This is a genomic window from Enterobacter ludwigii, from assembly GCA_023023105.1.
GTDB lineage: Bacteria > Pseudomonadota > Gammaproteobacteria > Enterobacterales > Enterobacteriaceae > Enterobacter > Enterobacter adelaidei.
The window spans coordinates 1,460,591-1,484,060 of record CP083824.1 but is presented as its reverse complement, the minus strand read 5'-3'; the positions used below and the strand labels follow the sequence as shown (position 1 = coordinate 1,484,060).

Sequence of the window (23,470 nt, the reverse complement as noted above, 5' to 3'; positions counted from 1 at the left end):
GGAGTTATTCATGACCATGCCAACCTCACAATGTCCGTGGCGGATGCAGATTCATCACATCCATCAGGAGACGCCGGATGTATGGACACTGTCACTGCTGTGCCATGACTACTATCCGTACCGTGCAGGGCAGTATGCGCTGGTCAGCGTTCGCAATTCGGCGGACACCCTGCGCGCCTATACCCTATCCTCAACGCCGGGTGTGAGCGAATACATTACGCTCACCGTCCGCCGCATTGACGACGGCGCGGGCTCCCAGTGGCTGACGCGTGACGTCAAGCGCGGGGATTACATCTGGCTGTCTGACGCGCAGGGGGATTTCACCTGTGACGACAAAACAGACGATAAATTCCTGCTGCTGGCAGCGGGTTGTGGCGTGACGCCGATTATGTCGATGCGCCGCTGGCTGGCGAAGAACCGCCCGCAGGCCGACGTGCAGGCGATCTTCAGCGTCCGTTCCCCGGACGATGTGATTTTTGCCGAGGAGTGGCGTGATTATCCGGTGACGCTGGTGGCGGAACATAACGCAACCCATGGTTTTGTGCCCGGTCGTCTGAGCCGCGAGCTGCTGCAAAGCGTGCCTGATATCGTGAATCGTACCGTGATGACCTGCGGCCCGGCGCCGTATATGGATATCGTGGAAGCGGAAGCGAAGACCCTGGGTGTGACCCGCTTTTTCAAAGAGCAGTTCTTCACCCCCGTGGCAGAAGCGGCAACCAGCGGGATTAAATTCAGCAAACTGCAACCTGCACAGACTTTCTTTGGCCGTGTGGGCACGACACTGCTGGAGGCGCTGGAAAGCAATAAGATCCCCGTGGTGGCGGCCTGTCGTGCAGGTGTGTGCGGTTGCTGCAAAACCAAAGTGGTGGATGGCAACTACACGGTTACCAGCACCATGACGCTGACCGACGCGGAAATTGCAGAAGGTTACGTGTTGGCCTGCTCGTGTCATCCGCAGGGTGATCTCGTCCTCGCATAAACGTTAAACGTTCGATCACAGGCCCGGCAAGCGCTAGCGCCACCGGGCTTTTGTTTTCCTCACTGCCACTCAGGACCTTTCCCTACCGCAAACCGCCCAGCCCCTAAAAACGCGACTGCCAGCGAGCCGATAAAGAAATACACCAGGCTTTCAATTCCCCATGCTCCGACAGCGTCAAGGGTGAACGTTTCACCGATGCCCACCATTAACCACGCCACAATCATCGTAAATGCCAGCACCAGCGCGGCCGGGCGCGTAAAGAGCCCAATGATAATCAGGATCGGTGCCACGACTTCGCCAATCAAAACGCCATAGGCGATAAACCCCGGCAACCCTTTTTCCACCAGCATGCCGCTGATGAATCCCACACCACCAAACAACTTATGCAAGCCGTGAAACAGCATTAGCCCACCCACGGCAAGTCGTAACAAGAGTTTGCCAAGATCGTCGCACGATAGCTTTTCATTAACAGCAATTAACAATGATTTAACCATTTGAAATGATTCCTGTTTTCACTGAGGTATCACCAGATTATGCCGAATAATTGCGCGTGAACAGCACCTTTTAATTGGGGGGATGCGGCGGGCAATACGGAGACTTTCTTCTAAGCTTGTAAGCGATATCACAAAAAGGAGACGGACAACCATGAAACAAACTGTGGCTGCATACATAGCGAAAACCCTGGAACAAGCAGGCGTAAAACGCATCTGGGGTGTCACCGGCGATTCACTTAACGGACTGAGCGACAGTCTCAACAAGATGAAAACCATTGAATGGATGCCGACCCGTCATGAGGAGGTCGCCGCCTTTGCCGCCGGTGCCGAAGCCCAGCTCACGGGGGAACTGGCCGTCTGCGCCGGATCGTGTGGGCCGGGAAACCTGCATTTAATCAACGGTCTGTTTGATTGCCACCGTAACCACGTGCCGGTGCTGGCGATTGCCGCTCATATTCCGTCTACAGAGATCGGCAGCGGCTATTTTCAGGAGACGCATCCGCAGGAGCTGTTCCGTGAATGTAGCCACTATTGCGAGCTTGTTTCGACACCCGAGCAGATCCCTCAGGTCCTGGCGATTGCCATGCGCAAAGCTGTGCTGAATCGGGGTGTTTCCGTGGTCGTGTTACCTGGCGACGTCGCGCTCAAGGCCGCACCAGAAACCGCCAGCAGCCACTGGTATCATGCGCCACAGCCAGTGGTGACGCCAGCCGAAGAAGAGCTGAAAAAACTGGCGCAACTGCTGCGCTATTCCAGCAATATTGCCCTGATGTGCGGCAGCGGCTGTGCAGGCGCACATAAAGAATTACTTGAGTTCGCCGGTAAGCTCAAAGCGCCGATCGTCCACGCCCTGCGCGGCAAAGAGCATGTTGAGTACGATAACCCCTATGATGTGGGTATGACCGGCTTAATCGGCTTTTCCAGCGGTTTCCACACGATGATGAATGCCGACACGCTCATTTTGCTCGGCACGCAGTTCCCGTATCGCGCGTTTTACCCAACGGATGCCAAAATCATTCAGATTGATATCAACCCCGCCAGTATCGGCGCGCACAGCAAGGTCGATATGGCGCTGGTGGGCGATATTAAATCCACCCTTGCCGCCCTGCTGCCGCTGCTGGAAGAAAAAACGGACCGCAGGTTCCTCGATAAGGCGTTGAGCGACTATCACGATGCGCGCAAGGGGCTGGACGACCTCGCTAAACCGAGCGACAAAGCCATTCACCCGCAGTATCTGGCGCAGCAGATCAGCCATTTTGCCGACGACGACGCCATCTTTACCTGCGACGTGGGCACGCCAACCGTGTGGGCAGCGCGCTATCTGAAAATGAACGGGAAACGTCGCCTGCTCGGCTCGTTCAACCACGGTTCGATGGCCAACGCCATGCCGCAGGCGCTGGGGGCGAAAGCCACGGCACCGGAACGTCAGGTCGTGGCGATGTGCGGCGACGGCGGGTTCAGCATGCTGATGGGGGATTTCCTGTCGGTGGTGCAGATGAAGCTCCCGCTGAAAATCGTGGTCTTTAACAACAGCGTGCTGGGCTTCGTGGCCATGGAGATGAAGGCCGGCGGCTACCTGACGGACGGCACCGAACTGCACGACACTAACTTCGCGCGTATCGCCGAGGCCTGCGGCATCACCGGTATTCGCGTGGAAAAAGCGTCAGAGGTGGATGAAGCCCTGCAGCGCGCCTTTTCCATTGACGGCCCGGTACTGGTGGACGTGGTGGTCGCCAAAGAAGAGCTGGCGATCCCACCGCAAATCAAACTGGAACAGGCCAAAGGCTTTAGCCTCTACATGCTGCGCGCCATCATCAGCGGCCGCGGCGATGAGGTGATCGAACTGGCAAAAACGAACTGGCTCAGGTAAAACATCTGGCATCGCCTTTTAAATATAAGGACATGCCATGATTGATTTACGCAGTGATACCGTAACCCGTCCGAGCCGCGCCATGCTCGAAGAGATGATGGCCGCTCCGGTCGGGGACGACGTCTATGGTGACGATCCGACGGTTAACGAGCTGCAGCGCTATGCCGCAGAGCTCAGCGGGAAAGAGGCCGCTCTGTTCCTGCCCACCGGTACGCAGGCCAACCTGGTGGCGCTGCTCAGCCACTGCGAGCGCGGCGAAGAGTACATCGTGGGCCAGGGCGCGCATAACTATCTGTATGAAGCAGGCGGTGCGGCGGTGCTCGGCAGCATTCAGCCACAGCCAATTGACGCCGCGCCGGACGGCACCCTGCCGCTCGATAAAGTCGCGGCGAAAATCAAAGCTGACGATATTCACTTTGCTCGCACAAAACTGCTCAGTCTGGAAAATACCCACAACGGCAAAGTGCTGCCTCGCGAATACCTGAAAGCCGCGTGGGAATTCACTCGCGAGCGCAAACTTGGCCTGCACGTGGATGGCGCACGCATCTTTAACGCCGTGGTGGCGTACGGTTGCGAGCTAAAAGAGATCGCGCAATATTGCGATTCGTTCACCATTTGCCTCTCTAAAGGGCTGGGCACGCCTGTAGGCTCCCTGCTGGTGGGCAATGCGGACTACATCAAGCGTGCCAACCGCTGGCGCAAAATGACCGGCGGCGGCATGCGTCAGGCGGGTATTCTGGCGGCGGCCGGGCTGTATGCCCTGAAAAACAACGTGGCGCGCCTGAAGGACGATCACGACAACGCCGCGTGGATGGCGGCGCAGCTGCGCGAGATTGGCGCCGACGTAATGCGCCACGACACCAACATGCTGTTCGTTCGCGTGGGTGACGAACACGCTGCCGTGCTGGGTGAATTTATGAAAGCCCGTGGCGTGCTGATCAACGCCTCACCTGTCGTGCGTCTGGTCATGCATCTCGACGTGAGCCGCGAACAGCTGTCAGAGGTGGTGAAACACTGGCAGGCGTTTTTACAGCGATAAGGAGCCTCACGTGCCGCAACGCATTCTGGTGCTCGGCGCCAGCGGGTATATCGGTCAGCATCTCACCACTGTATTAAGCCAGCAGGGGCATCAGGTGCTGGCCGCGGCACGCAACACCGAACGTCTGCAAAAACTCAGTTTGCCTGGCGTCACCTGCCATAATGTTGACTTCAACTGGCCGAAGGAACTTCCCGCGCTGCTGGAAGGGGTCGACACGCTTTACTACCTGGTGCATAGCATGGGTGAAGGCGGAGATTTTATCGCCCACGAGCGTCAGGTGGCGATGAACGTCCGCGATGCCCTGCTGCAAACGCCGGTGAAGCAGGTCATTTTTTTAAGCTCGCTCCAGGCGCCCGAACATGAGCAATCCGATCATCTGCGTGCCCGCCAGCTGACGGCGGAAACCCTGCGCGGCGCCACTATCCCTGTTACCGAACTGCGCGCCGGAATTATCGTCGGCGCGGGCTCCGCCGCCTTCGAAGTGATGCGCGATATGGTCTACAACCTGCCGGTACTCACGCCGCCGCGCTGGGTCCGTTCGCGCACCACGCCGATTGCGCTGGAAAATTTACTGCATTATCTGGTGGCGCTGCTGGACCACCCGGCGGAGCAACACCGCGTGCTGGAGGCGGCAGGCCCGGAAGTGCTGAGCTATCAGGAGCAGTTTGAACATTTCATGCGCGTCAGCGGCCGTAAACGCTGGCTGATCCCCATCCCCTTTCCAACCCGCTGGATTTCGGTGTGGTTTTTGAATGTGATTACCTCTGTGCCGCCGACGACCGCCAAAGCGCTGATCCAGGGACTCAAACATGATTTACTGGCGGACGATCGCGAGCTGCGGGCACTCATTCCCCAGAACCTGATCCGCTTTGATGATGCCGTGCGCAATACGCTGAAAGAAGAAGAGCAACTGGTAAACTCCAGCGACTGGGGTTACGACGCCCAGGCGTTTGCCCGCTGGCGACCGGAGTATGGTTATTATCCCAAACAGGCCGGCTGCACGGTAAAAACGCAGGCAAGTCTGGCGGCGCTGTGGGACGTGGTGAACCAGATTGGCGGCAAAGAACGTTATTTCTTCGGCAATATTCTCTGGCAAACGCGTGGAGCAATGGATCTGCTGGTGGGACACAGGCTGGCAAAAGGCCGCCCTGCTCGTCCTTACCTTGAAGTGGGCGATGCGGTCGACAGCTGGAAGGTCATCATCGTCGAGCCGGAAAAGCAGCTGGCACTGCTGTTCGGTATGAAAGCTCCGGGGCTGGGTCGACTCTGCTTTACGCTGAAAGACAAAGGCGACCATCGCGAACTGGATGTCCGCGCCTGGTGGCATCCGCACGGGATGCCGGGTCTGTTCTACTGGTTGTTCATGATCCCCGCACATCTGTTTATCTTCCGGGGAATGGCGAAGCGGATTGCGCAACTGGCAGAACAAAAGACGGAAAAGTTCTAAATAAAACTCTCTTTCTTTCACCTTTCCCATTGCAACCCGCCGTAATTCACGAAAGAATGCGCACGAAATTCTTTTTCAACACAGTGGATTGATATGAAGGTACTGGTTACCGGGGCGACCAGCGGCTTAGGCCGAAATGCGGTCGAATTTCTGCGCAACAAAGGCATCAGCGTCAGGGCTACCGGTCGCAACGAAGCGATGGGAAAACTGCTGCAAAAAATGGGCGCAGAGTTTGTCCATGCTGACCTGACGGAGCTGGTCTCCTCTCAGGCGAAAGTGATGCTCGCCGGTATCGACACGCTGTGGCACTGCTCCAGTTTCACCTCTCCGTGGGGAACCCAGGAAGCCTTTGACCTCGCTAACGTGCGGGCAACCCGCCGTCTGGGCGAATGGGCCGTTGCCTGGGGCGTGCGTAACTTTATCCATATCTCCTCCCCATCGCTCTATTTCGATTATCACCACCATCGTGACGTGCAGGAAGATTTCCGCCCCGCACGTTTTGCCTGTGAGTTTGCCCGCAGCAAGGCGGCCAGCGAAGAGGTGATTGACCTGCTGGCGCAGTCAAACCCGCATACCCGTTTTACGGTACTGCGTCCGCAGAGCCTGTTCGGGCCGCACGACAAGGTGTTTATTCCGCGTCTGGCGCAGATGATGCACCACTACGGCAGCGTGCTGCTGCCGCGCGGCGGCGATGCGCTGGTGGATATGACCTACTATGAAAATGCGGTTCACGCCATGTGGCTGGCAAGTCAGCCGGACTGCGATAAGCTGATTTCCGGCCGTGCCTACAACATCACCAACGGCGAGCCGTGTTCGTTACGCAGCATTGTGCAACGGCTGATTGATGAACTGCAGATCAACTGCCGTATCCGTTCCGTGCCCTACCCGATGCTGGACATGATCGCCCGCAGCATGGAGCGTTTTGGCAGTAAATCGGCCAAAGAGCCCGCGCTGACGCACTATGGGGTATCCAAGCTCAACTTTGATTTCACGCTGGATATTACCCGCGCAGAGAACGAGCTGGGGTATAAACCGATCGTGACGCTGGATGAAGGGATTGTGCGCACGGCGGCGTGGTTGCGGGACCACGGGAAGCTTCATCGCTAGCCTTTTTGCCCGGTGGCGGCTTCGCCTTACCGGGCCTACAACAGCAAGGTGCGAACACGAAAACGGCAACCCTTCGGTTGCCGTTTGCTTTTACAGCGCCGTCCAGGCGTCAGACCATGCCAGACCTGCGCCGGGTTCATAGTACGCCGGAGCCGTGTTACACCAGCCGCTGTACGGGAACGGTTTGCACTGGAAGAGTTTACCGTGGTTGTTCACGATATCACCTGCTTTGTACTTACTGTTCGCACTCCACGCGGCGTAAGAGTCGGATGTCCCTTCGTCCTGAGAAGGAACCGCTTTCGCCTTCACGTTCAGCAGATAAGAGGTTGTGCTGCTCAGTTCACCGTCGCTAACCGTGAGGCTAATTTCAACCTGCTGCGCCGTCGCCGCTTCTGGGGCTCTGAAGGTCACAACCGCTTTATCCTGACCCGTCACAGTCTGACCATCCTGAGAGCGCCAGGTATAAGTCAGTTTGTTACCATCAGCATCTGTCGAACCTTCGGCGCTCAGAGAAACCTGTGCACCTGCGTCAACCGCACCGATTGGGCCGGCAATATGCGCGACCGGTGCGTGATTGACAGCCGTCGGTTCTGCAGGCGTTTCATCCGGAACGGGCGCCGGAGCCGGGGTTTCCTCTTCCGATGGCGCTGGTGCTACCGGGGTTTCATCCGGCGTGGTTGTTGAGCCGTCATCGTTAACGATATTCACGTTAAAGAAGTGCTGTACGCATTTGCTGTAGTCGCCCTCTTTGAACGCGCTGTATGGCGTCTGGTAGCCCACCAGCTGGCAAGAGTACGTCTGACCGCTTGGTGTATCCGCGCTCCATCCCCAGTCCTGCTCCCAGTAAATCTTCAGCGCGCCAGCACCTCCTTCATCGAACTGCTTCATGTTGGCGCAGCCCAGCACTTCATTCGCCGGAACCGGAACCTTCAGGTAGTTCGCGAACTCTTTGTAGTACTTGATACGGTTTTGCGACTGGGCAATTTCAGTCGGACCGCCGCATTCTACGCCGCCGTTGATGATCTGGGTGGTCACGCCGAAGCCCGGTACCAGACCGTTGGCTTTATCGCGATCGTTCGGCTGCCATGTGCCGTCAATAACCTGCAGCATGCTGGGTTTTGGTGGCTGTGGATAGGCGAAGAAGAAGATCGCACTCGCCAGGTTCAGCCAGGTATCCGCCACCAGCTCAGGTTTATCGAGCAGCGTACGCACGTCACCGTACATCGCTTCAGAGAACGGGCCATAGTTGTAGTTGTAAGACAACTGTTTCGCGCCGCGACCGAAGTAGCTCAGGAAATCGCCGTCTTTATCTTTACCGCACGGCCAGGTCTGACCCTGCCAGACGTCCGGGTTACATTCGCCGTTATAGCCCCCCTTCTGCCCTTCGCTCCAGCCCATTTCACGTACGTGAACCAGCGCCTGACGCCATTCGGCTTCCGGACGCCAGCTTTCATGGCCGCCAGTCTCCTGAGCGAAGTGAGCAAACATGGTTGCCAGCTCTTTACGGCAGATGGCGTCGCTGTCGCGACCATCCTTATAGGTCTTACACAGCGCCGGGAATTTACCGACCGCTTTCAGGAAGTTGCTATAGGTGTACGCCTGCGCACGCAGCGGGAAGAGATATTCCCAGTCGCTGGCCTTAACAATGCCTTCAACGCGCTTCACGTTTTCCGGGTTCGCTGCACGGCCTGGCTCAATCAGTTCAACCTGCGCATTATCCAGCGTCTGAATGGTCTCTTTCACTGAGGCCATCAGCGGGAAACTGGTCAGCTCTTTTTCTTTCTTCGCCAGATCGCTGGCTTTCATGGTGTATGGCTCACTGGTGGTCGCTTGCAGCGAGGCAGCCTGTGCCATAAAGGGAGCTACGCATGCTCCGGCAACGAGCACACTTAGTAACGTCCTTTTGTTCATTTCCGATTCCTGTTAATTGAAGTTAAAATTAAAATCCCGGTTTATGTATTAATCCATTAATACATAAACCACAGACAGCTGTTTTTTCTTTTCGAAGAACACCCTGAGGAATTCTTCAAAAATAAAAAACATTAATATTGTGCAGCTAATTTTAATTGCTGATATTTTTTCCAGACTTTATGGGCATAGATCATACGCTGCGGATAATTCTCTTTTTTTAAACCTGCGTTATACGCGCCGACAGCCTCCCAGTTATAGCCATAGACCTTAATCATTCCGGACAAAATGGAAGCACCGACCATGATGGAGGTACAGGGCTCGGTCATCAGTCTGCGTTCATCAATACCTCTGGTCTCCAGTTCCGTAAAATGTGAGCTGTTAATTTGCATCAACCCAACATCACGCGTGCCATCATGATTTTGTCCCACCGCATACGGATTCATACCGGATTCGACATTGGCTATGGCATACAATAAATACGGGTCGACATGATAATAACGTGCCGCATTATCCCAACAGTTTGCCAGTGCGCTTTGGCTTATTATTAATAACAACAAAATGATCTTTTTCATTTTTACCTGCTGACAGTTTCTGTTATTTCTCCCTACCAACATCCTGTAAAATGAATTTTTCATCACTCCCCCTTCGTGAGGGGGAGTGATTATCGGGTTAGATTATTTGCAATCTGTTGATGCGCCTTCTTTCACCCATACGTCGCTATTAGCCGGGTTATCGCCACGGGTCCACCATTTGGCACGGTAAACGTTACCCTGGTAAGTGGTGGTTTCACCGCCGTTGTAGACCAGGTCAGAACGCCAGTTCATCTTCACGTTGCTCACCAGTTCCCAGGCATCCACACCGAAGCCAGGTTTGTTACCTTGCGTCCAGTATTTCGCTTTCCACACCAGGTGGTCGGCACTCACGGTGTCGCCATTGTTGTATATTTTGCTGGCATCCCATGCGGCATATTTGCTGGCGTTAGCATCGACTGGCGCGTCGCAGCTACCGGTTGCCGTGCCTTCATCCGAAGGAGGTGTCACTTCATCAGACGGAGGGGTCACTTCATCAGCAGGCGGGGTGACGTCAGCAGGTTTAGGATTCACCGTGACCTGCACGTTAGACTGCACGCTGGTTTTACCATCGCTTACGACGACACTCAGGGTGTAAGTCGAGGCGGAGGTCACATCTGGCGCAGTGATATTCACGTTCGCCGTATCAGTCCCGGTCGCGTGCATATCCGCCGGAACGCTCCAGGCGTAGGTCAGTGCATCACCGTCTGGATCCGCGGCCTGCGCGTGCAGCGCATAGGTTTCACCTGCCTGCAGCGTCACTGCTTCCATTGGGTTCACAACCGGTGCCTGGTTCGCTTTTGGCGCTTTGTTTACAACCTGCACATCAATCGCGTTGCTCAGTCCTTTCGCGTCAGTCACGGTCAGGCGGAATGCCATCGTCTGATCGCTGGTCACCGCAGCCACGTTGAAGGTGGCTTTCGCTTTGGTGCTGTTGGTGAGCGTCACCGATGGGCCAGAAATCTGGGTCCACTTATAGGTGATTGCATCGCCATCCGGATCGCTGGAAGCAGACCCGTCGAGCGTTACGGTCGCCGGGCCAGAGACGTTAAGATCGGTCGAGGAGGCAATCGGCGCATGGTTGGTGACAACAGGTTCAACCGGGGTTGAACTACCGCCCAGCAGGCTTTCATTCATGGCGTTCAGAATGTCGCCGTTATCTGAGTCAATGGACCAGGAGAACAGACCGCCCAGCTGATTCGCCATAACATACTTGCCTTTTGCGGCAGCAGAACGCGCATCTTCATAAGTGATCAGGTCGCCAGTGGATTTATTGAAGACGTACGGTGCTTCAGCGTCTGCGTCGTAACCGTATTCCCAACCCGGCTTGCCTTTGTACTCATTCACAATCTGACGGTAGTCAACCACGCCCGGTTCCCAGGTCCCTTTCACCTTGCCGGTGGCGGTGCCAGTGAACGGATTGTTGCCGGTGTAACCATGAACCCCCGTCCAGCCGCGGCCGTACATGGCGGTTCCCACCACAATCTTGCCAGGCTGTACGCCCTGCTGCAGCAGCGCGTTAACGCCGTTTTCGGTGGTGTAGTTTGTGTCCGGACGCCATGCAGGTGCTTTCAGCGCAGCCTGGTGACCCAACTCTGTATTGCTCCAGCCGCCGTAGAAGTCATAGCTCATCAGGAAGATGTGATCGAGATACTGCTGTGTGGTGGTGTAATCCACGTCTTCGATCTTATCTTTGCCGGAACCGATCGCGGTGGTCAGTTCATAAGTACGGCCAGTTTCGCTGGAGAGTTCGTTCAGCATCGTGCGCAAATCATGCATCAGCGCGGTATACGTCGCTTTATCCTGCTGCGGATTACCCAGTGCCGTGTTCTCACCGCCGCCGCCCGGGAATTCCCAGTCGATATCCACACCGTCAAAGAATTTCCAGGTTTGCAGGAACTCTTTCACCGATGCCACGAAGCGGGAGCGAATAGCAGGGTTGTTCATCTGGAAGAACGGATCGGAGAGAGTCCAGCCACCGATAGATGGCAGTACTTTCAGCCCTGGATGTGCTTTTTTCAGCGCCATCAACTGACCAAAGTTACCTTTGTAGGGGTCATCCCAGCCAGAAACGCCGGCCTGTGGTTTTTGCAGCGCCGCCCACGGATCGTGAATGGCAACGGTATAATCCGGACGACCGTTACAGGCACGTTGCAACGCCTGGAAGCTGTTACCCCCTTCGATGGTTTTCAGGCTGTCGTTGATGCCGTCACCGCCACAGATTGGAATGAAGCCATACAGAATATGGTTCAGGTTAGCCGCCGGGATTTTATCGACCTGGAAGTTACGGTCATAGACGCCCCATTCCGGGAAGTAAGCCCCCACCACTTTGTCAGTATGCTGAGCAAAGGTCTTGTTGTTTTCCTTCATGGTAGTATTGAGAGGAAGCAAGTGGCTACCGTCGGTATCCGCGACAATAATCAGCTTGCTGGCGCTTTTGCTACAACCACTGGTGTTACAAAGCTCTACCTGCTCCTGGTAACGTCCGCCTTTTTTCACCTTGAAGGTGGCAGAACCTGATGCGCTGCCCGCACCGGTCCAGACGGTTTGGCCGTCCAGCAGCACCTTCGCGGACGTCGGTGCATCACCGCTCCAGACGTTCCACTCCACTTTTACATCCACGCCGTCTTTATGTACTTTGACAAGGCTGTTGTAATCCTGTGCTGCCTGATCGACTTCAACAAGGGCAAATTTGTCATTACCGTAGCCGATCGTCGGTGTACCCGGTGCTGCAGCAAATGCGGAGCTGGTTGCCGCCGCAATAAAGAGCGCCAGATATTTAGGCTTCATAAATTTCATTTTTATTTCCTGATAAATTTATTCGTAACGTTAATCATCCATGTCTTCCTTGAGAACATGGAGCTTTTTGCGTAATGCGTATTTAACCAATCTGAAAACCGAGAAAAAAAAACGTTTTTGCTGCGTTGTATTCCTCCATAAAAAGATACAAGCCCCAATTCCGTGTAGCTTATATCCCTTACGATACACTGGGCGCAAAGAGACGTCCTTCTCTTCCACCGTCAAAAAAATTTATAAAAAAACTTGATCTGAATATTTAAAAAATGAAAGCAAACTGCTGACTAATAAACACCACTATTCCAGCAAATGAGAGATACGGCCCGAAAGAAATCGTGAGGTTATTTTTATTTAAATTAAATAACGTGAAATAGCCGACAATACCGCTCAACGCTGCCACTAATTCAAGTACAGGCAACGACTGCCAGCCGCACCAGGCCCCTAAGGCCGCCAGCAGCTTAAAATCGCCGTACCCCAGACCTTCCCGCCCGGTTGTCAGGCGAAACGCCCAATAAAGTAACCAGAGCGACAGGTAACCCGCCACGGCACCGAACAGCGCATCCCGTAAGGGCAACCGGTGGTCAAAAGCATGGAGCAGCAATCCCGCCCAGAGCAGCGGCTGGGTCAGGCAATCCGGCAGCAGTTGATACCGCCAGTCGATCATGGTCAGCGGCAATAAAAAAGCGGCCAGCAGCCAAAGGGAAAACAATGCCTGTACGTCCGGCATACACCAGGCTGTAATACCAAAAAAAAGTGCAGAAAAAAGTTCGATTAAAAATATCCGCAATGGGATGGCGGTGTGGCAGCTTCGACAGCGTCCGCGTAAAACAAGCCAGCTGACCAGCGGGATATTCTCCCAGGCGGCAAGCGTGTGCTGGCATACCGGGCAGTGCGAGGCTGGGAACAGCAAATTGCTACTGCCTTCCTCTTCCATCACCATGCCAGGTACGCGCTCGGCGACGACGCCAAGAAAACTCCCCACAATGCTGCCCAATATCGCACTCATTGCCGGGAACCCCACAGGCCAGGTGTCCCGCATCAGCGCGAAAGTATTCATGCGGTTTTGCTCCAGGTGAGCTGTATTTCTGCTTGGCTTTGTTGAATAAATAAGATTTCGTGCGAACGACCCTGTAGCTGGCTGGATTTTCAGGCAATACGCACGCTTTCTGGCATCCCAGCCTTTGTCATCCTGTTCAACGCACGCACCATGGCCATAGCTTCCGCTACCTGACCATCGTAGTCACGCAGCGTCAGTGAATCTCCCAACAACTGCTTCATTCTGTACATTGCCGTTTCCGCTATCGAGCGACGGTTATATTCCGTTGTCCATTTCCACCGTGCATTGCTTCCGCTCAGCCGCTGATTAGCAACGGCACGGTTGCGGTCTGCGTACTCACCGGGCCAGTAACCTGCTCCTTTTCGGGGAGGAATAAGCGCGCTGATTTTTTTGCGGCGCAGTTCATCGTGACAGAGCCGGGTATCGTAAGCCCCGTCTGCCGCGGCTGCCCTGATTTTTCTGTGAGTCTGCCGGATAAGGCCCGGGAAGGCTTCTGAGTCCGTGACGTTATTCAGCGACAGGTCTGCACAGACAACTTCATGTGTGTTGCTGTCAACAGCAAGATGCAACTTTCGCCAGATACGACGGCGCTCTTTGCCGTGCTTTCTGACTTTCCATTCGCCTTCACCAAAGACCTTCAGCCCGGTGGAATCAATCACCAGGTGTGCGATTTCACCCCGGGTGGACGTTTTGAAACTGACATTAACCGACTTTGCCCGCTTACTGACACTGGTGTAATCCGGGCAGCGCAACGGAACGTTCATCAGGGCAAAAATGGAATCAATAAAACCCTGCGCAGCCCGCAGGGTCAGCCGGAATACGCGTTTAATCACCAGAACGGTGGTGATGGCGAGATCAGAATAGCGCTGGGGCCTTCCTCGTGATGAAGGCGTTGCCGACTCATACCAGGCCTGAATCGCCTCATCATCCAGCCAGAAAGTGAGGGAGCCACGGTTGATGAGAGCTTTGTTGTAGGTGGACCAGTTGGTGATTCTGAACTTTTGCTTTGCCACGGAATGGTCTGTGTTGTCGGGAGGATGCGTGATCTGATCCTTCAACTCAGCAAAAGTTCGATTTATTCAACAAAGCCTTTCTGCTTTCACATCGCTGAGATGATCGACCGGTGTGAGGTTCATTTTTTGCAGTCTGACACCGGATGTCTGGTTAATTTCCCGCAGCCAGCTTTTTAATTCGTAGACGTTAACGCGACTAACCACGAACGATAATGTTTGTCCATCCTGACGCACATCGGTCAGAGAGAGATTAATTTCATGTGCGCTGTTTTCCACCACCGTGCGCGGATTGTTTGTTTTAACAACCTGAACCGGAAGGTGGTTTTTATTTATTTCGCTGCGCATCCAGTTCAGCGTCTCTTTTTGTCTGGTGAGCGTGGCTTTACTATTTTGAATCATATTATCCAGAGGAATAACACCTGCATAATATATAGCGCCCCCCAATACGGTAATAGCACATATTTTCAGGATGTTTTTTTCTCTGGCGCTGTAATGCTGGTAACGAGACTTGAGCTGTGCGATTCGCGCTTTCATTTATATTTCCCGGCGATCATAGCGGTATAAGGAGCAGACGTAGAAACAGGCTGCAGGGTGAAATCAAAATTTTCACCCGCCTGATTCACAAACGTCTGCAATGCAGTTTGGCTTTGCGAACTGACGCTCAGCGTCAGCGAGTTTTGCCGGGCATCGTATTCGAGCAGAGAGATCTCCATTCCTGGTACCGCCTGTCTGGCTTTTTCCAGATCGTCCAGTTGCAGAAATATCCCTTTACTCTGCTTTTTCATGTTTTGACCAAAGTGATATTTGATATTGGTCTGCTGACGCATACTGGGGAAGTGATGCTGATAAACCTGAAGGATCTCCTGCTGAACCTGATTTTCCTGTTGCACCAGCATCCAGGCCATGGCGATCCGCGGGCCCAGTAACAGGCCAAGAGAGAGCAGGCCCGCTGCGGCCATCGCCGCTTTGATGCTCTTCGCGGCTTTACCCGTGCTCGCTTTCGCGCTGAACTGACCATGCAGGAGCGTGACGCGGCAGGTTTGCCACTGCGGCTGGATCAACACCAGTGGATGCTGCCAGGGTTGCACGGTATCGACGTCAACATCGGCAGGCGTTTCCCCGTAACAGCACACCTCCCCCTCTCCCGCTTTCTGCAGTAAAAGGGGCAACAGGCCCGGCGCTATTTCGCAGGCGGCATGCGGCGATGAACGCAGCCAGTAACCATTGTCCATGGCGACAAGCGTGTTTCCGCCTGCCGTTGCGGGCAGCAGCCAGGCATCCGGCAGCGCCTGTATGACCTTCAAACCGGCCTCCTGGCAGCGGGTTAACCACCCGCGCAGACAATCGGCGTCGATGGCTACGGCGTCAACCTCGGCACCCTTTTTGTTAAGCACCGTCCAGTGAAGGTTGTCCACATCACCCATCAGCGTCTCTTCTGCCATCCACGAGAACGCCGTCGCCTGCGAGGCGACTTTCTTCGGCAGCGTAAAATGGCGGAAGATCATGTTGCTCGCGGGCAGCAGCAGACAAACACGGGCTGCCAGAGGATGCTCCACCAGTGCGTCCAGGCTATCCACTACCTCAACCTGTTCGCAGCCGGAGAGACACCACATTATTTTCCCGTCCTCGCGGCTGTCGGGACGAACAAAAAGTACCTGTTTCATAGCGTTCAACTTTTCTTATTCAATCATTCGGTAACGACGTTGCCACGTCACGATCTCGCCAGCCTCACTGTTGACCTGAAGCTGGCTCACCACGCGAAGCGTTAATTCATCAGTATTGCCGGTATAATTGACGCGGAAATACCGGCTATTGGTTGAGAAGAACTCAGCCACCTGCGGGAGATCGTCTTTTAGCTGTGGGAAGGCCCGTTCCAGCGCTTTGCTGAACGCTTCCATATTTTCCCAGCCAGTTTCAGGGCGCGATTCAATCAGGCGCAGGGCGTCATCTTCGGTTATTTTTCCGGGGAACATTGCGGCCAGTAAGGCCGCCTGCGCCGGTTTCAGCGTGTTCACATCCACCTTGCTGGCGGAGTCCGGTAATGCGCATAACAGCTTGTTCACCTTCGGGTATGCCGTTGCCGGAAATGCCGGCAGCATTGCGATCTCCGCAATCGTGCGCATCATCTGGTTCGCCGGTTGTCGGGCGGGCACCACGCCAGCCCAGGCATCGGTCTCGCTACCCTCTTTGGCCGTCGTCGTATCGCCATCGAGATAGTCCACCAGCTGTTGATACACCTCTTCTGCCGTGTTGTGGCTCAGGCCACTCTCTGTCAGAAGCTGTTCAACAATCTGCTCTTTACGCGATTTTTCCGGTGTGACAGGCACATTTTGCCCCTGGGCAATTTTCTCAGCGGCCAGCAGGTTGTTGACGTTAAAACAGTCCTGCGCGTCTTCTACCTGGCTGACGACCGTATAGTCTTCCCCGCGTGTTTCCAGCGGTTGATGCCAGTCGCCCTCAAGCGTGAGGGCTTTACTCTCACCGCTGGCGTCGGCTTGCAGCCGGTCTTTCACCACCTTCTCCTGCGCCTGCATCGCCCAGCGCAGCTGCTGCTGGCTCACCTGGTAATGCGTTTTTTGCAGGTTGCGGCAAAATTGCTGGCTGATTTTAGCGGCCAGCGCCGACATCATGACCAGCAGGATCAACACCACCAGCAGGGCCACCCCTTTCTGTTTGCGTAATACACTCATGATGTTGCTTCCGGTGCCGCTGGCGACACAGGCGACGCAGCTTCCGGCAGATCGCCCGGGGTCGTAAACACCCAGCGCCAGGTATCACCGTTTTCCATGGTCAGCGTCAGTTCTACGCCGTCCGGCAGATGCGCCGGGTCGCTCCAGCTTTTCAGCCAGCCCTGATGGTAAAAACGCCACTGCAGGGATTTCACCTCGCTGACAATCGGCACCTCGTCGGGTTTGGCGTCCGCCGGGCCGTCAATCACCGGCCAGACGTCGCGATACAGGCGCCCCTCTTCCAGCCGCCAGCGCACGCGCTCCAGTTGTACCGTTCCGCTCACGCCGTTCAGGGTGGTCAGTTCAAGCACATCACCAACCTGACGAAACCGATCCGGCTCATTACGCGGGGCGCGCGCCTGAAGCTGGTAGAAATCACGCTCCATCAGGTTCCAGGCCCGCTGAAGCTGATTGAGCTTCGCCGCGCTGGCATCGGTGGCCGAGCTGGTACGCATCGCGCCGTCCAGAATTTGCCAGGCCAGGGTGCTGATCACCGCAAAGATGGTCAGCGCAATCATGATCTCCAGCAGGGTAAATCCGCGCTGGCGTCGGGTTTTCTTCACTTGCTCTCTCCCGGCCCAATGATTTGCAGTGAGATTACCGGCTGGCTGTCGTCGCCTTCCGCATACACGCGGATGGCGTTAGCCCAGCTGTTGTCGGCGGTTTTGACCCGCTGCTTGCGCCAGTTCCAGCTGCGTCCGCCCATGATTTCCGTTCCCTGCTGCTCAGCATCCGGGAAGTCGGTTTTCGCGAGCTGCGCTTCCGCCAGCTGGTTCTCGGCAACCCAGCTCGCCTGCAATGTGTCGGCCAGACCATGGGTGAAACGCACGTTCAGGGAGACCGAGTTCATCAGCGCCAGTGCGGCAGTCGAGAAGATGACCAGCGCGACCATCACCTCCAGCAGCGTCATGCCCTTTTGCTTAGCGTTGCCTTTAGTCATCGTTTTCTACCGATACCGGGGCCGCACCTTGCGACACCACGCGAAAATGGTGCTGTTTGTCGTAGCTTTGCAGCGTCAGCGTGAAGCGGCTGATTTCACCATCCGGCAAAAAGAGCACCTGCGGCTCGGAGGCGACCGTGGCGGCCAGGCGCTGCGGCGAGAGCGAAACGTGCATCTCCTCAGGGAAATCGCCTTTGGTGGTAATACGACCTGCGGATAACGGTACCCAGTGCCGCTCGCCGTTTTTATCGTCGAGCGTCACCAACTGATAGTTATCCGTGGTTAGCACCAGCCCGACGATATTTCCGTCCATCACCGCACGGTCTGAACCATAATCAACGAGGGCTTTTAATTGCTGGCCAAATATATCCGCACCGCTGCGCGAAGGTATTGTTGACACCACCATCATGGCGCAACTGGCAAATATCACCAGCGCCAGAATAATTTCCAGCAACGTAAAGCCGCGTTGATTTTTCATCATTTCTCTTTTTTATCCAGAGACCAGTTCGTAATATCATCGGCGGTATTAGCTTCACCATCAGGCCCTGCCGAGAAGACATCGACCGCACCGTGTTCGCCCGGGCTCACCAGAATATACTCTCCGCCCCATGGGTCCTGAGGCAGTCGACGAATATAGCCGTCAGCACGGTAGCCGTTCGGGATGGGTGCGATTTCAGGTTTAGTCACCAGCGCCTGCAAACCCTGTTCCGTCGTCGGATAACGGTGGTTATCCAGCTTATACATATCCAGGGAGCCTTCGAGCGCGACAATATCGCTGGTCGCTTTTTGGGTATCGGCCTTTTCTTTATTTCCCATTAAGTTTGGCACCACCATACTCGCTAACACGCCGAGAATAACAATAACCACCATTAATTCGAGCAAAGTAAACCCCGCCTGGCGTGCCAGGTGTTTTCTTTTCATAGCCATGTTTTAACCTACCATATTATTAAGTTGCAGAAGCGGTTGTAATATTGACAGCACGATGAATAAAACAATCGTTGCCATGGATACCACCAGTGCCGGTTCAAATACCGACAGCGTTAACGTAATTCGATGCTGTAATGCCGATTCCTGGTTTTCCGCCGCGCGATCCATTAAATTGCCTAATTCGCCGCTCTCTTCGCCGGAGGCAATCATATACAGCATGGTCGGCGGGAATAATTTCGCCTGTTCCAGCGCGGCATACAGTGACGCCCCCTGGCGCACAGTATCTGCTGCCTGCTCCAGCACCTGCCGGGCATAGAGGTTTTCAATGCCGTCCATCGCGATATACATCCCTTCCAGTAACGGCACGCTGCTGGCCTGAAGGATACTTAAGGTACGGATATAACGGGCGCTGTTAATGGCGCACACCAGCTTTTTAACTGGCGATCCGTTGACCAGCCAGTGGTTCCATTTGAAACGGTTTTTGGTATGTCTGAGCCAGGCCTTAAAGCTGACGAATCCACCGCCCAGCACGCCGACAATGTAGATGCCGTAGGCCTGCAGGAAATCACTCACCGCAATCAGCGTCCGGGTGGTGATCGGCAGTTGCTGCTTCATGTGGGTGAACTGTTCAATCACCTGCGGCACCACCGCCACCAGCAGAATGCTGATGACCGCGATGGCCACCACCGTCAGGGTGATGGGGTAGACCATCGCCTGCGTCAGCTTGCTTTTCATCTTCTGACGCTGCTCGTTGTACTCGGCCAGCTTCTCCAGCACATCGCCCAGGTGGCCGGTCTTTTCACCAGCCATCACCAGCGTGCAGTAGAGTTTGTCGAAGGTGCGCGGAAACTGGCTGAAGGCGTCAAAGAGCGTGTGTCCCTCCACTACCTTCTCGCGGATCTCCACCACCATCGCCGCCAGCTTTTTGTCTTCCGTCTGCTTCGAGATTGCTTTCAGCGCGCTCTCCAGCGGCAGCGCGGCGTTGACCAGCGTGGAGAGCTGGCGGGTAAACATCGACAGCACCGGGGTGGAGAGCTTTGTCCCCGTTTTCGTTTTTCCGGCTGACGCTGCTTCACGGGTCTCGGTAATGCTGACGGGCATCAGCTTTTGCTCGCGCAACATCTGGCGAACCTGCTTCTGCCCTTCGGCCTGCAACGCGCCACGCACGGTTTTGCCCGCGACATCCGTTGCCGTCCAGGCGTAGAAGGCCATTACGCATCCCCTCCACGCTCGGCGGTCACCCGCATCACCTCTTCGAGAGACGTTACGCCGCCGATCACTTTCAACAGCCCGTTTTCACGCAGGCTGTAGGCCTGCTTAAAGAGCTGTGTCTCGATGGACATTTCATCTTTATCTTCATGAATGGCGCGGCGCATAGTGCTGTCCACCACCAGGAATTCATGAATACCGGCCCGGCCCTGATAGCCGCTCTGGCGGCAGTGCTCGCACCCTACCGCGCGATAGATCGTTTTGGGTGGCGTCTCCATAAAACTGAACAACGCCTTTTCATTGTCATCCAGCGGACTGGTGGTTCGGCAGTGAGAACACAACCGACGCACCAGACGCTGGGCAATGACACCGAGTAACGATGAACCGATTAAAAAGGACTCCAGCCCCATATCCCGCAGACGGGTAATCGCCCCTGCGGCACTGTTGGTGTGCAGCGTAGACATGACCAGGTGACCGGTCAGCGACGCCTGCACCGCAATTTGCGCGGTCTCACCATCACGAATTTCCCCAATCATCACCACGTCCGGGTCCTGACGCAGAATTGCGCGCAGTCCGCGGGCAAAGGTCATGTCCACGCGCGGGTTAACCTGCGTCTGCCCCACCCCTTCCAGCTCGTATTCAATCGGATCTTCAACGGTCAGAATATTGCGTTCATGGCCGTTCAGCGCCGACAGAATGGCGTACAGGGTGGTACTTTTACCGGAACCCGTTGGCCCGGTGACCAGGATAATGCCGTGCGGACGGTCAATCAGCCCTTTTAACTTCTCCAGCTCTTCATCAATCAGCCCCAGCTTGTTGATGTCGGGCTTGAGATTGCTTTTATCGAGCAGACGCATTACCACGCGCTCGCCATACTGAGATGGAATGGTCGACACACGCACGTCAATCGCCTTACGACCAATGCGCAGGGAGATACGGCCATCCTGCGGCAGGCGCTTCTCGGCGATATCCAGTTTTGACATGACTTTAATACGCGACACCAGCAGCGGCGCGAGTTTACGCGCAGGCTGCAACACCGGGCGCAGTACGCCGTCGACGCGGAAGCGAATACTCAGCGTGCGCTCAAAGGTTTCGATATGAATATCTGACGCACCATCCTTGACCGCCTCGCCGAGAATGGCGTTGATCAGGCGGATCACCGGGGAGTTTTCGTCGTTATCGAGCAGATCTTCGTTATCCGGGATCTCCTCGGTTAACGCCATCAGATCGATATCTGCATCCATATCGTCCACCAGCTGCTGAGACACGCCGCTGCTCTGCTGCCAGATTTTGGCCAGCATCTCATCGAAAGCGTCAGACGTCAGGGTTACCGGAACGAACGCGCGCCCCAGCACCCGGTGTACCTCCAGCAGGGCAAACGCCGGGGTGTCATCACGGATATAGACAGCATTGTTGTAAAATAAAACGCCATTATCTTTCGCGTAGCTGCTGCTACACAGAGTTTTCCCCAGCTCGTCCACGTTATGCCTCCCTTACTCTTTAAACGGGTTGCGGGAGGCAGAGGGCAATGCAGGCAACACCGCATTATCGGTTGGCTCAACGATACCGAGCTTTTTCTCCTCCACGCGCTGCTGCTGACGAGCGCGGATTTGGTCATACTTCTCTTTCGACGCCGCACTGTAGTTATCGTCATCACGCAGGACGGTGGTATGGATGAATACCATCAGGTTGCGTTTGGACGTATCCTGCGAGGTGTAGCGGAACAGCTGACCGACCAGCGGGATATCGCCGAGCAGCGGCACTTTGGAAACCGACTGTTTGGTGACGTTTTCCATCAGTCCGCCAAGCACCACCGTCTGCCCACTGTGCACCATCACTTCGTTGTTGATGGTACGGGTGTTGAAGGTTGGGCCGAGGCTGGCGTCTTCCGTTGCACTGTTGTCGACACTGGACACTTCTTGCTCGATCTTCAGATGGATCATGTCCCCGTCGTTGATTTGCGGCACAATCTTCAGCTTGGTACCGACCGTCTTACGCTCAACAGAGTTAAAGACGTTGTCACCACTGGTGGTCTGCGAACCGGAAAGCACCGGCACATCCTGACCCACGTTGAACGACGCTTCTTTGTTATCCAGCGTGACCACGCTTGGGGTCGAAAGAATGTCATTTTTGCCATCGGTTGAGAGCGCGGTCATCAGGGCCCCGAAATCACCGTTAAAGAATCCTGTCGCCAGGCCAGTGAAACTCGCCCCTTTCATCACGCCATTTTTCACCTGGCTGATGGGCAGCCCGGTGGAGCCGAACTGCACACCACCATGTTTACTGGTCCACTGCACGCCGAGGTCCAGTCCGTTACCGTCCTGCACCTCAGCAATGATCGCTTCTACCAGTACCTGCGGACGGCGGATGTCGAGCTTGTCGATCACCTTCTCCAGAGAGTTCATCACGTTAGGCTGCGCGGTGATCACCAGCGAGTTGGTTGCTTCATCAGCGGTAATATTCAGATCGCTTGTCGCAGTAGCGGTTTTCGCCTTAGGCGTGCCCGCTTTATCTTTCAGCTGCTCGCCAATACCGGTAAGCACCGGAACCACTTTCGTGGCACTGGCATATTTGAGATAGAAGACGCGGGTGTTGCCCTCGTTGTTCTGCTCGCGATCCAGTTGATGAATGAGGGAACGGGTACGCATCCGCGCATCTTCCGAACCGCTGATCACCAGACTATTCGTTTCGTCATCCGCCACCACTTTGGTAGCCAGTTGCGGCGCGTTTTGCCCTTTCTGCTCTTCGTTGTTGAGATTGTTCAACATGTCTGAGAGCTCCTTCGCGGACGCAAAGCGCAGCGGCACAATCTCACGACGCTGAACCCCGTCTTTATCCACGCGCTGAACCAGATCCACCAGACGGTTCACCACTGAGGCTTTACCGGTTAACAGCAGCACGTTGGAGGGCTCGAAATGGACCACGTTGCCGATGCCGGTGGCATCGTTGAGCTGACGCAGCAGCGGAGCCAGTTCACGTACTGGCACATTTTCCATGCGCACGACGCGAGTGATGATCTCATCACCCTTGCCCGGATTTTTGCTGTCTGCCAGCGGTGCGCCGGCGGTGCGGGCTACGCTTGAGCGCACCACTTTGACCATACCGTTGTCCATCGGGATCACCGACAGCCCGTACAAATCCAGCACGCTCAGAAAGAACTGGTAATACTCATCTTCCGTCAGCACGTTGTAGGTTCTGACCGACACCGTGCCCTGAACGGACGGGTCGACGAGAATGGTTTTATTAAGATTGCGGCCAACCGTATCAATAAACTCGCGGATATCGGTATTTTTAAAGCTCGCGCTAAAGTTGGCTGCAAGCAGCGAACTCGAATATAACGACAATGCGGTCAGCGCCACGCACGCCCAGGGAAATTTCTTCAT

At 55.3% G+C, this 23,470-nt stretch carries 21 protein-coding genes; 5 read left to right on the top strand and 16 right to left on the bottom strand.

Annotation, left to right across the window (positions count from 1 at the left end):
- Window positions 1-10 precede the first annotated feature (10 nt).
- Window positions 11-979: an NADH oxidoreductase gene (hcr, locus tag LCD46_07020; protein ID UOY72059.1), complete on the top strand. Its 969-nt coding sequence runs from the start codon at window positions 11-13 to the stop codon at window positions 977-979.
- A 59-nt stretch (window positions 980-1,038) separates the two neighbouring features.
- Here the strand turns inward: hcr and LCD46_07015 are convergent, their stop codons facing one another.
- On the bottom strand, window positions 1,039-1,473 hold the full coding sequence (locus LCD46_07015; GenBank protein ID UOY72058.1) for a DoxX family protein: 435 nt from the start codon (window positions 1,471-1,473) through the stop codon (window positions 1,039-1,041).
- Window positions 1,474-1,624: 151 nt separating this feature from the next.
- Here LCD46_07015 and poxB point away from each other — a divergent pair, with 151 nt between their 5' ends.
- From poxB to LCD46_06995, 4 genes are all read left to right on the top strand, one after another.
- Window positions 1,625-3,343, top strand: a complete 1,719-nt coding sequence (poxB, locus tag LCD46_07010; GenBank protein ID UOY72057.1) for a ubiquinone-dependent pyruvate dehydrogenase — start codon at window positions 1,625-1,627, stop codon at window positions 3,341-3,343.
- A gap of 37 nt (window positions 3,344-3,380) precedes the next feature.
- Window positions 3,381-4,382 (top strand): low-specificity L-threonine aldolase, encoded by a 1,002-nt coding sequence (gene ltaE, locus LCD46_07005; protein ID UOY72056.1) that lies wholly within the window; start codon window positions 3,381-3,383, stop codon window positions 4,380-4,382.
- Between the two features lie 10 nt (window positions 4,383-4,392).
- Window positions 4,393-5,829 carry an SDR family oxidoreductase gene (locus tag LCD46_07000; protein UOY72055.1) on the top strand — a complete coding sequence of 479 codons (1,437 nt, stop codon included), beginning with the start codon at window positions 4,393-4,395 and terminating at the stop codon, window positions 5,827-5,829.
- A 93-nt stretch (window positions 5,830-5,922) separates the two neighbouring features.
- Window positions 5,923-6,936 (top strand): NAD(P)-dependent oxidoreductase, encoded by a 1,014-nt coding sequence (locus tag LCD46_06995; GenBank protein ID UOY72054.1) that lies wholly within the window; start codon window positions 5,923-5,925, stop codon window positions 6,934-6,936.
- Between the two features lie 90 nt (window positions 6,937-7,026).
- Here the strand turns inward: LCD46_06995 and LCD46_06990 are convergent, their stop codons facing one another.
- The 15 genes from LCD46_06990 to gspD all read right to left on the bottom strand — a co-directional run bounded on the left by LCD46_06990 (window position 7,027) and on the right by gspD (window position 23,470).
- On the bottom strand, window positions 7,027-8,847 hold the full coding sequence (locus tag LCD46_06990; GenBank protein UOY72053.1) for a chitinase: 1,821 nt from the start codon (window positions 8,845-8,847) through the stop codon (window positions 7,027-7,029).
- A gap of 131 nt (window positions 8,848-8,978) precedes the next feature.
- On the bottom strand, window positions 8,979-9,419 hold the full coding sequence (gene iagB / locus LCD46_06985) for a type III secretion system invasion protein IagB (GenBank protein UOY72052.1): 441 nt from the start codon (window positions 9,417-9,419) through the stop codon (window positions 8,979-8,981).
- Window positions 9,420-9,521: 102 nt separating this feature from the next.
- Window positions 9,522-12,215, bottom strand: a complete 2,694-nt coding sequence (locus tag LCD46_06980) for a carbohydrate-binding protein (GenBank protein UOY72051.1) — start codon at window positions 12,213-12,215, stop codon at window positions 9,522-9,524.
- A 256-nt stretch (window positions 12,216-12,471) separates the two neighbouring features.
- Window positions 12,472-13,269, bottom strand: coding sequence for an A24 family peptidase (locus tag LCD46_06975; protein UOY72050.1), 798 nt, complete (start codon window positions 13,267-13,269; stop codon window positions 12,472-12,474).
- Window positions 13,270-13,358: 89 nt separating this feature from the next.
- Window positions 13,359-14,327, bottom strand: coding sequence for an IS5 family transposase (locus LCD46_06970; protein UOY72049.1), 969 nt, complete (start codon window positions 14,325-14,327; stop codon window positions 13,359-13,361).
- A gap of 21 nt (window positions 14,328-14,348) precedes the next feature.
- Window positions 14,349-14,816 (bottom strand): type II secretion system protein M, encoded by a 468-nt coding sequence (locus LCD46_06965; protein ID UOY72048.1) that lies wholly within the window; start codon window positions 14,814-14,816, stop codon window positions 14,349-14,351.
- Entirely contained in the window at window positions 14,813-15,946 is a 1,134-nt protein-coding gene (locus LCD46_06960) for a type II secretion system protein GspL (GenBank protein UOY72047.1), read from the bottom strand. The genes LCD46_06965 and LCD46_06960 overlap by 4 nt, the downstream gene beginning before the upstream one ends.
- 15 nt (window positions 15,947-15,961) lie before the next feature.
- Window positions 15,962-16,972: a type II secretion system minor pseudopilin GspK gene (gene gspK, locus LCD46_06955; protein ID UOY72046.1), complete on the bottom strand. Its 1,011-nt coding sequence runs from the start codon at window positions 16,970-16,972 to the stop codon at window positions 15,962-15,964.
- The gene (gene gspJ / locus LCD46_06950; protein UOY72045.1) at window positions 16,969-17,574 is read right to left on the bottom strand and encodes a type II secretion system minor pseudopilin GspJ; all 606 of its coding nucleotides are present in this window, start codon (window positions 17,572-17,574) and stop codon (window positions 16,969-16,971) included. Before gspJ ends, gspK begins: the two co-directional genes overlap by 4 nt.
- Entirely contained in the window at window positions 17,571-17,951 is a 381-nt protein-coding gene (gene gspI / locus LCD46_06945; protein UOY72044.1) for a type II secretion system minor pseudopilin GspI, read from the bottom strand. Before gspI ends, gspJ begins: the two co-directional genes overlap by 4 nt.
- Window positions 17,944-18,429 (bottom strand): type II secretion system minor pseudopilin GspH, encoded by a 486-nt coding sequence (gene gspH / locus LCD46_06940; protein UOY72906.1) that lies wholly within the window; start codon window positions 18,427-18,429, stop codon window positions 17,944-17,946. The genes gspI and gspH overlap by 8 nt, the downstream gene beginning before the upstream one ends.
- Window positions 18,429-18,872, bottom strand: coding sequence for a type II secretion system major pseudopilin GspG (gspG, locus tag LCD46_06935; GenBank protein UOY72905.1), 444 nt, complete (start codon window positions 18,870-18,872; stop codon window positions 18,429-18,431). Before gspG ends, gspH begins: the two co-directional genes overlap by 1 nt.
- A gap of 9 nt (window positions 18,873-18,881) precedes the next feature.
- Window positions 18,882-20,090: a type II secretion system inner membrane protein GspF gene (gene gspF, locus LCD46_06930; protein UOY72043.1), complete on the bottom strand. Its 1,209-nt coding sequence runs from the start codon at window positions 20,088-20,090 to the stop codon at window positions 18,882-18,884.
- Window positions 20,090-21,568, bottom strand: coding sequence for a type II secretion system ATPase GspE (gspE, locus tag LCD46_06925; protein UOY72042.1), 1,479 nt, complete (start codon window positions 21,566-21,568; stop codon window positions 20,090-20,092). Before gspE ends, gspF begins: the two co-directional genes overlap by 1 nt.
- A gap of 12 nt (window positions 21,569-21,580) precedes the next feature.
- Complete coding sequence (gene gspD, locus LCD46_06920; GenBank protein UOY72041.1) at window positions 21,581-23,470, bottom strand: type II secretion system secretin GspD; 1,890 nt, start codon at window positions 23,468-23,470, stop codon at window positions 21,581-21,583.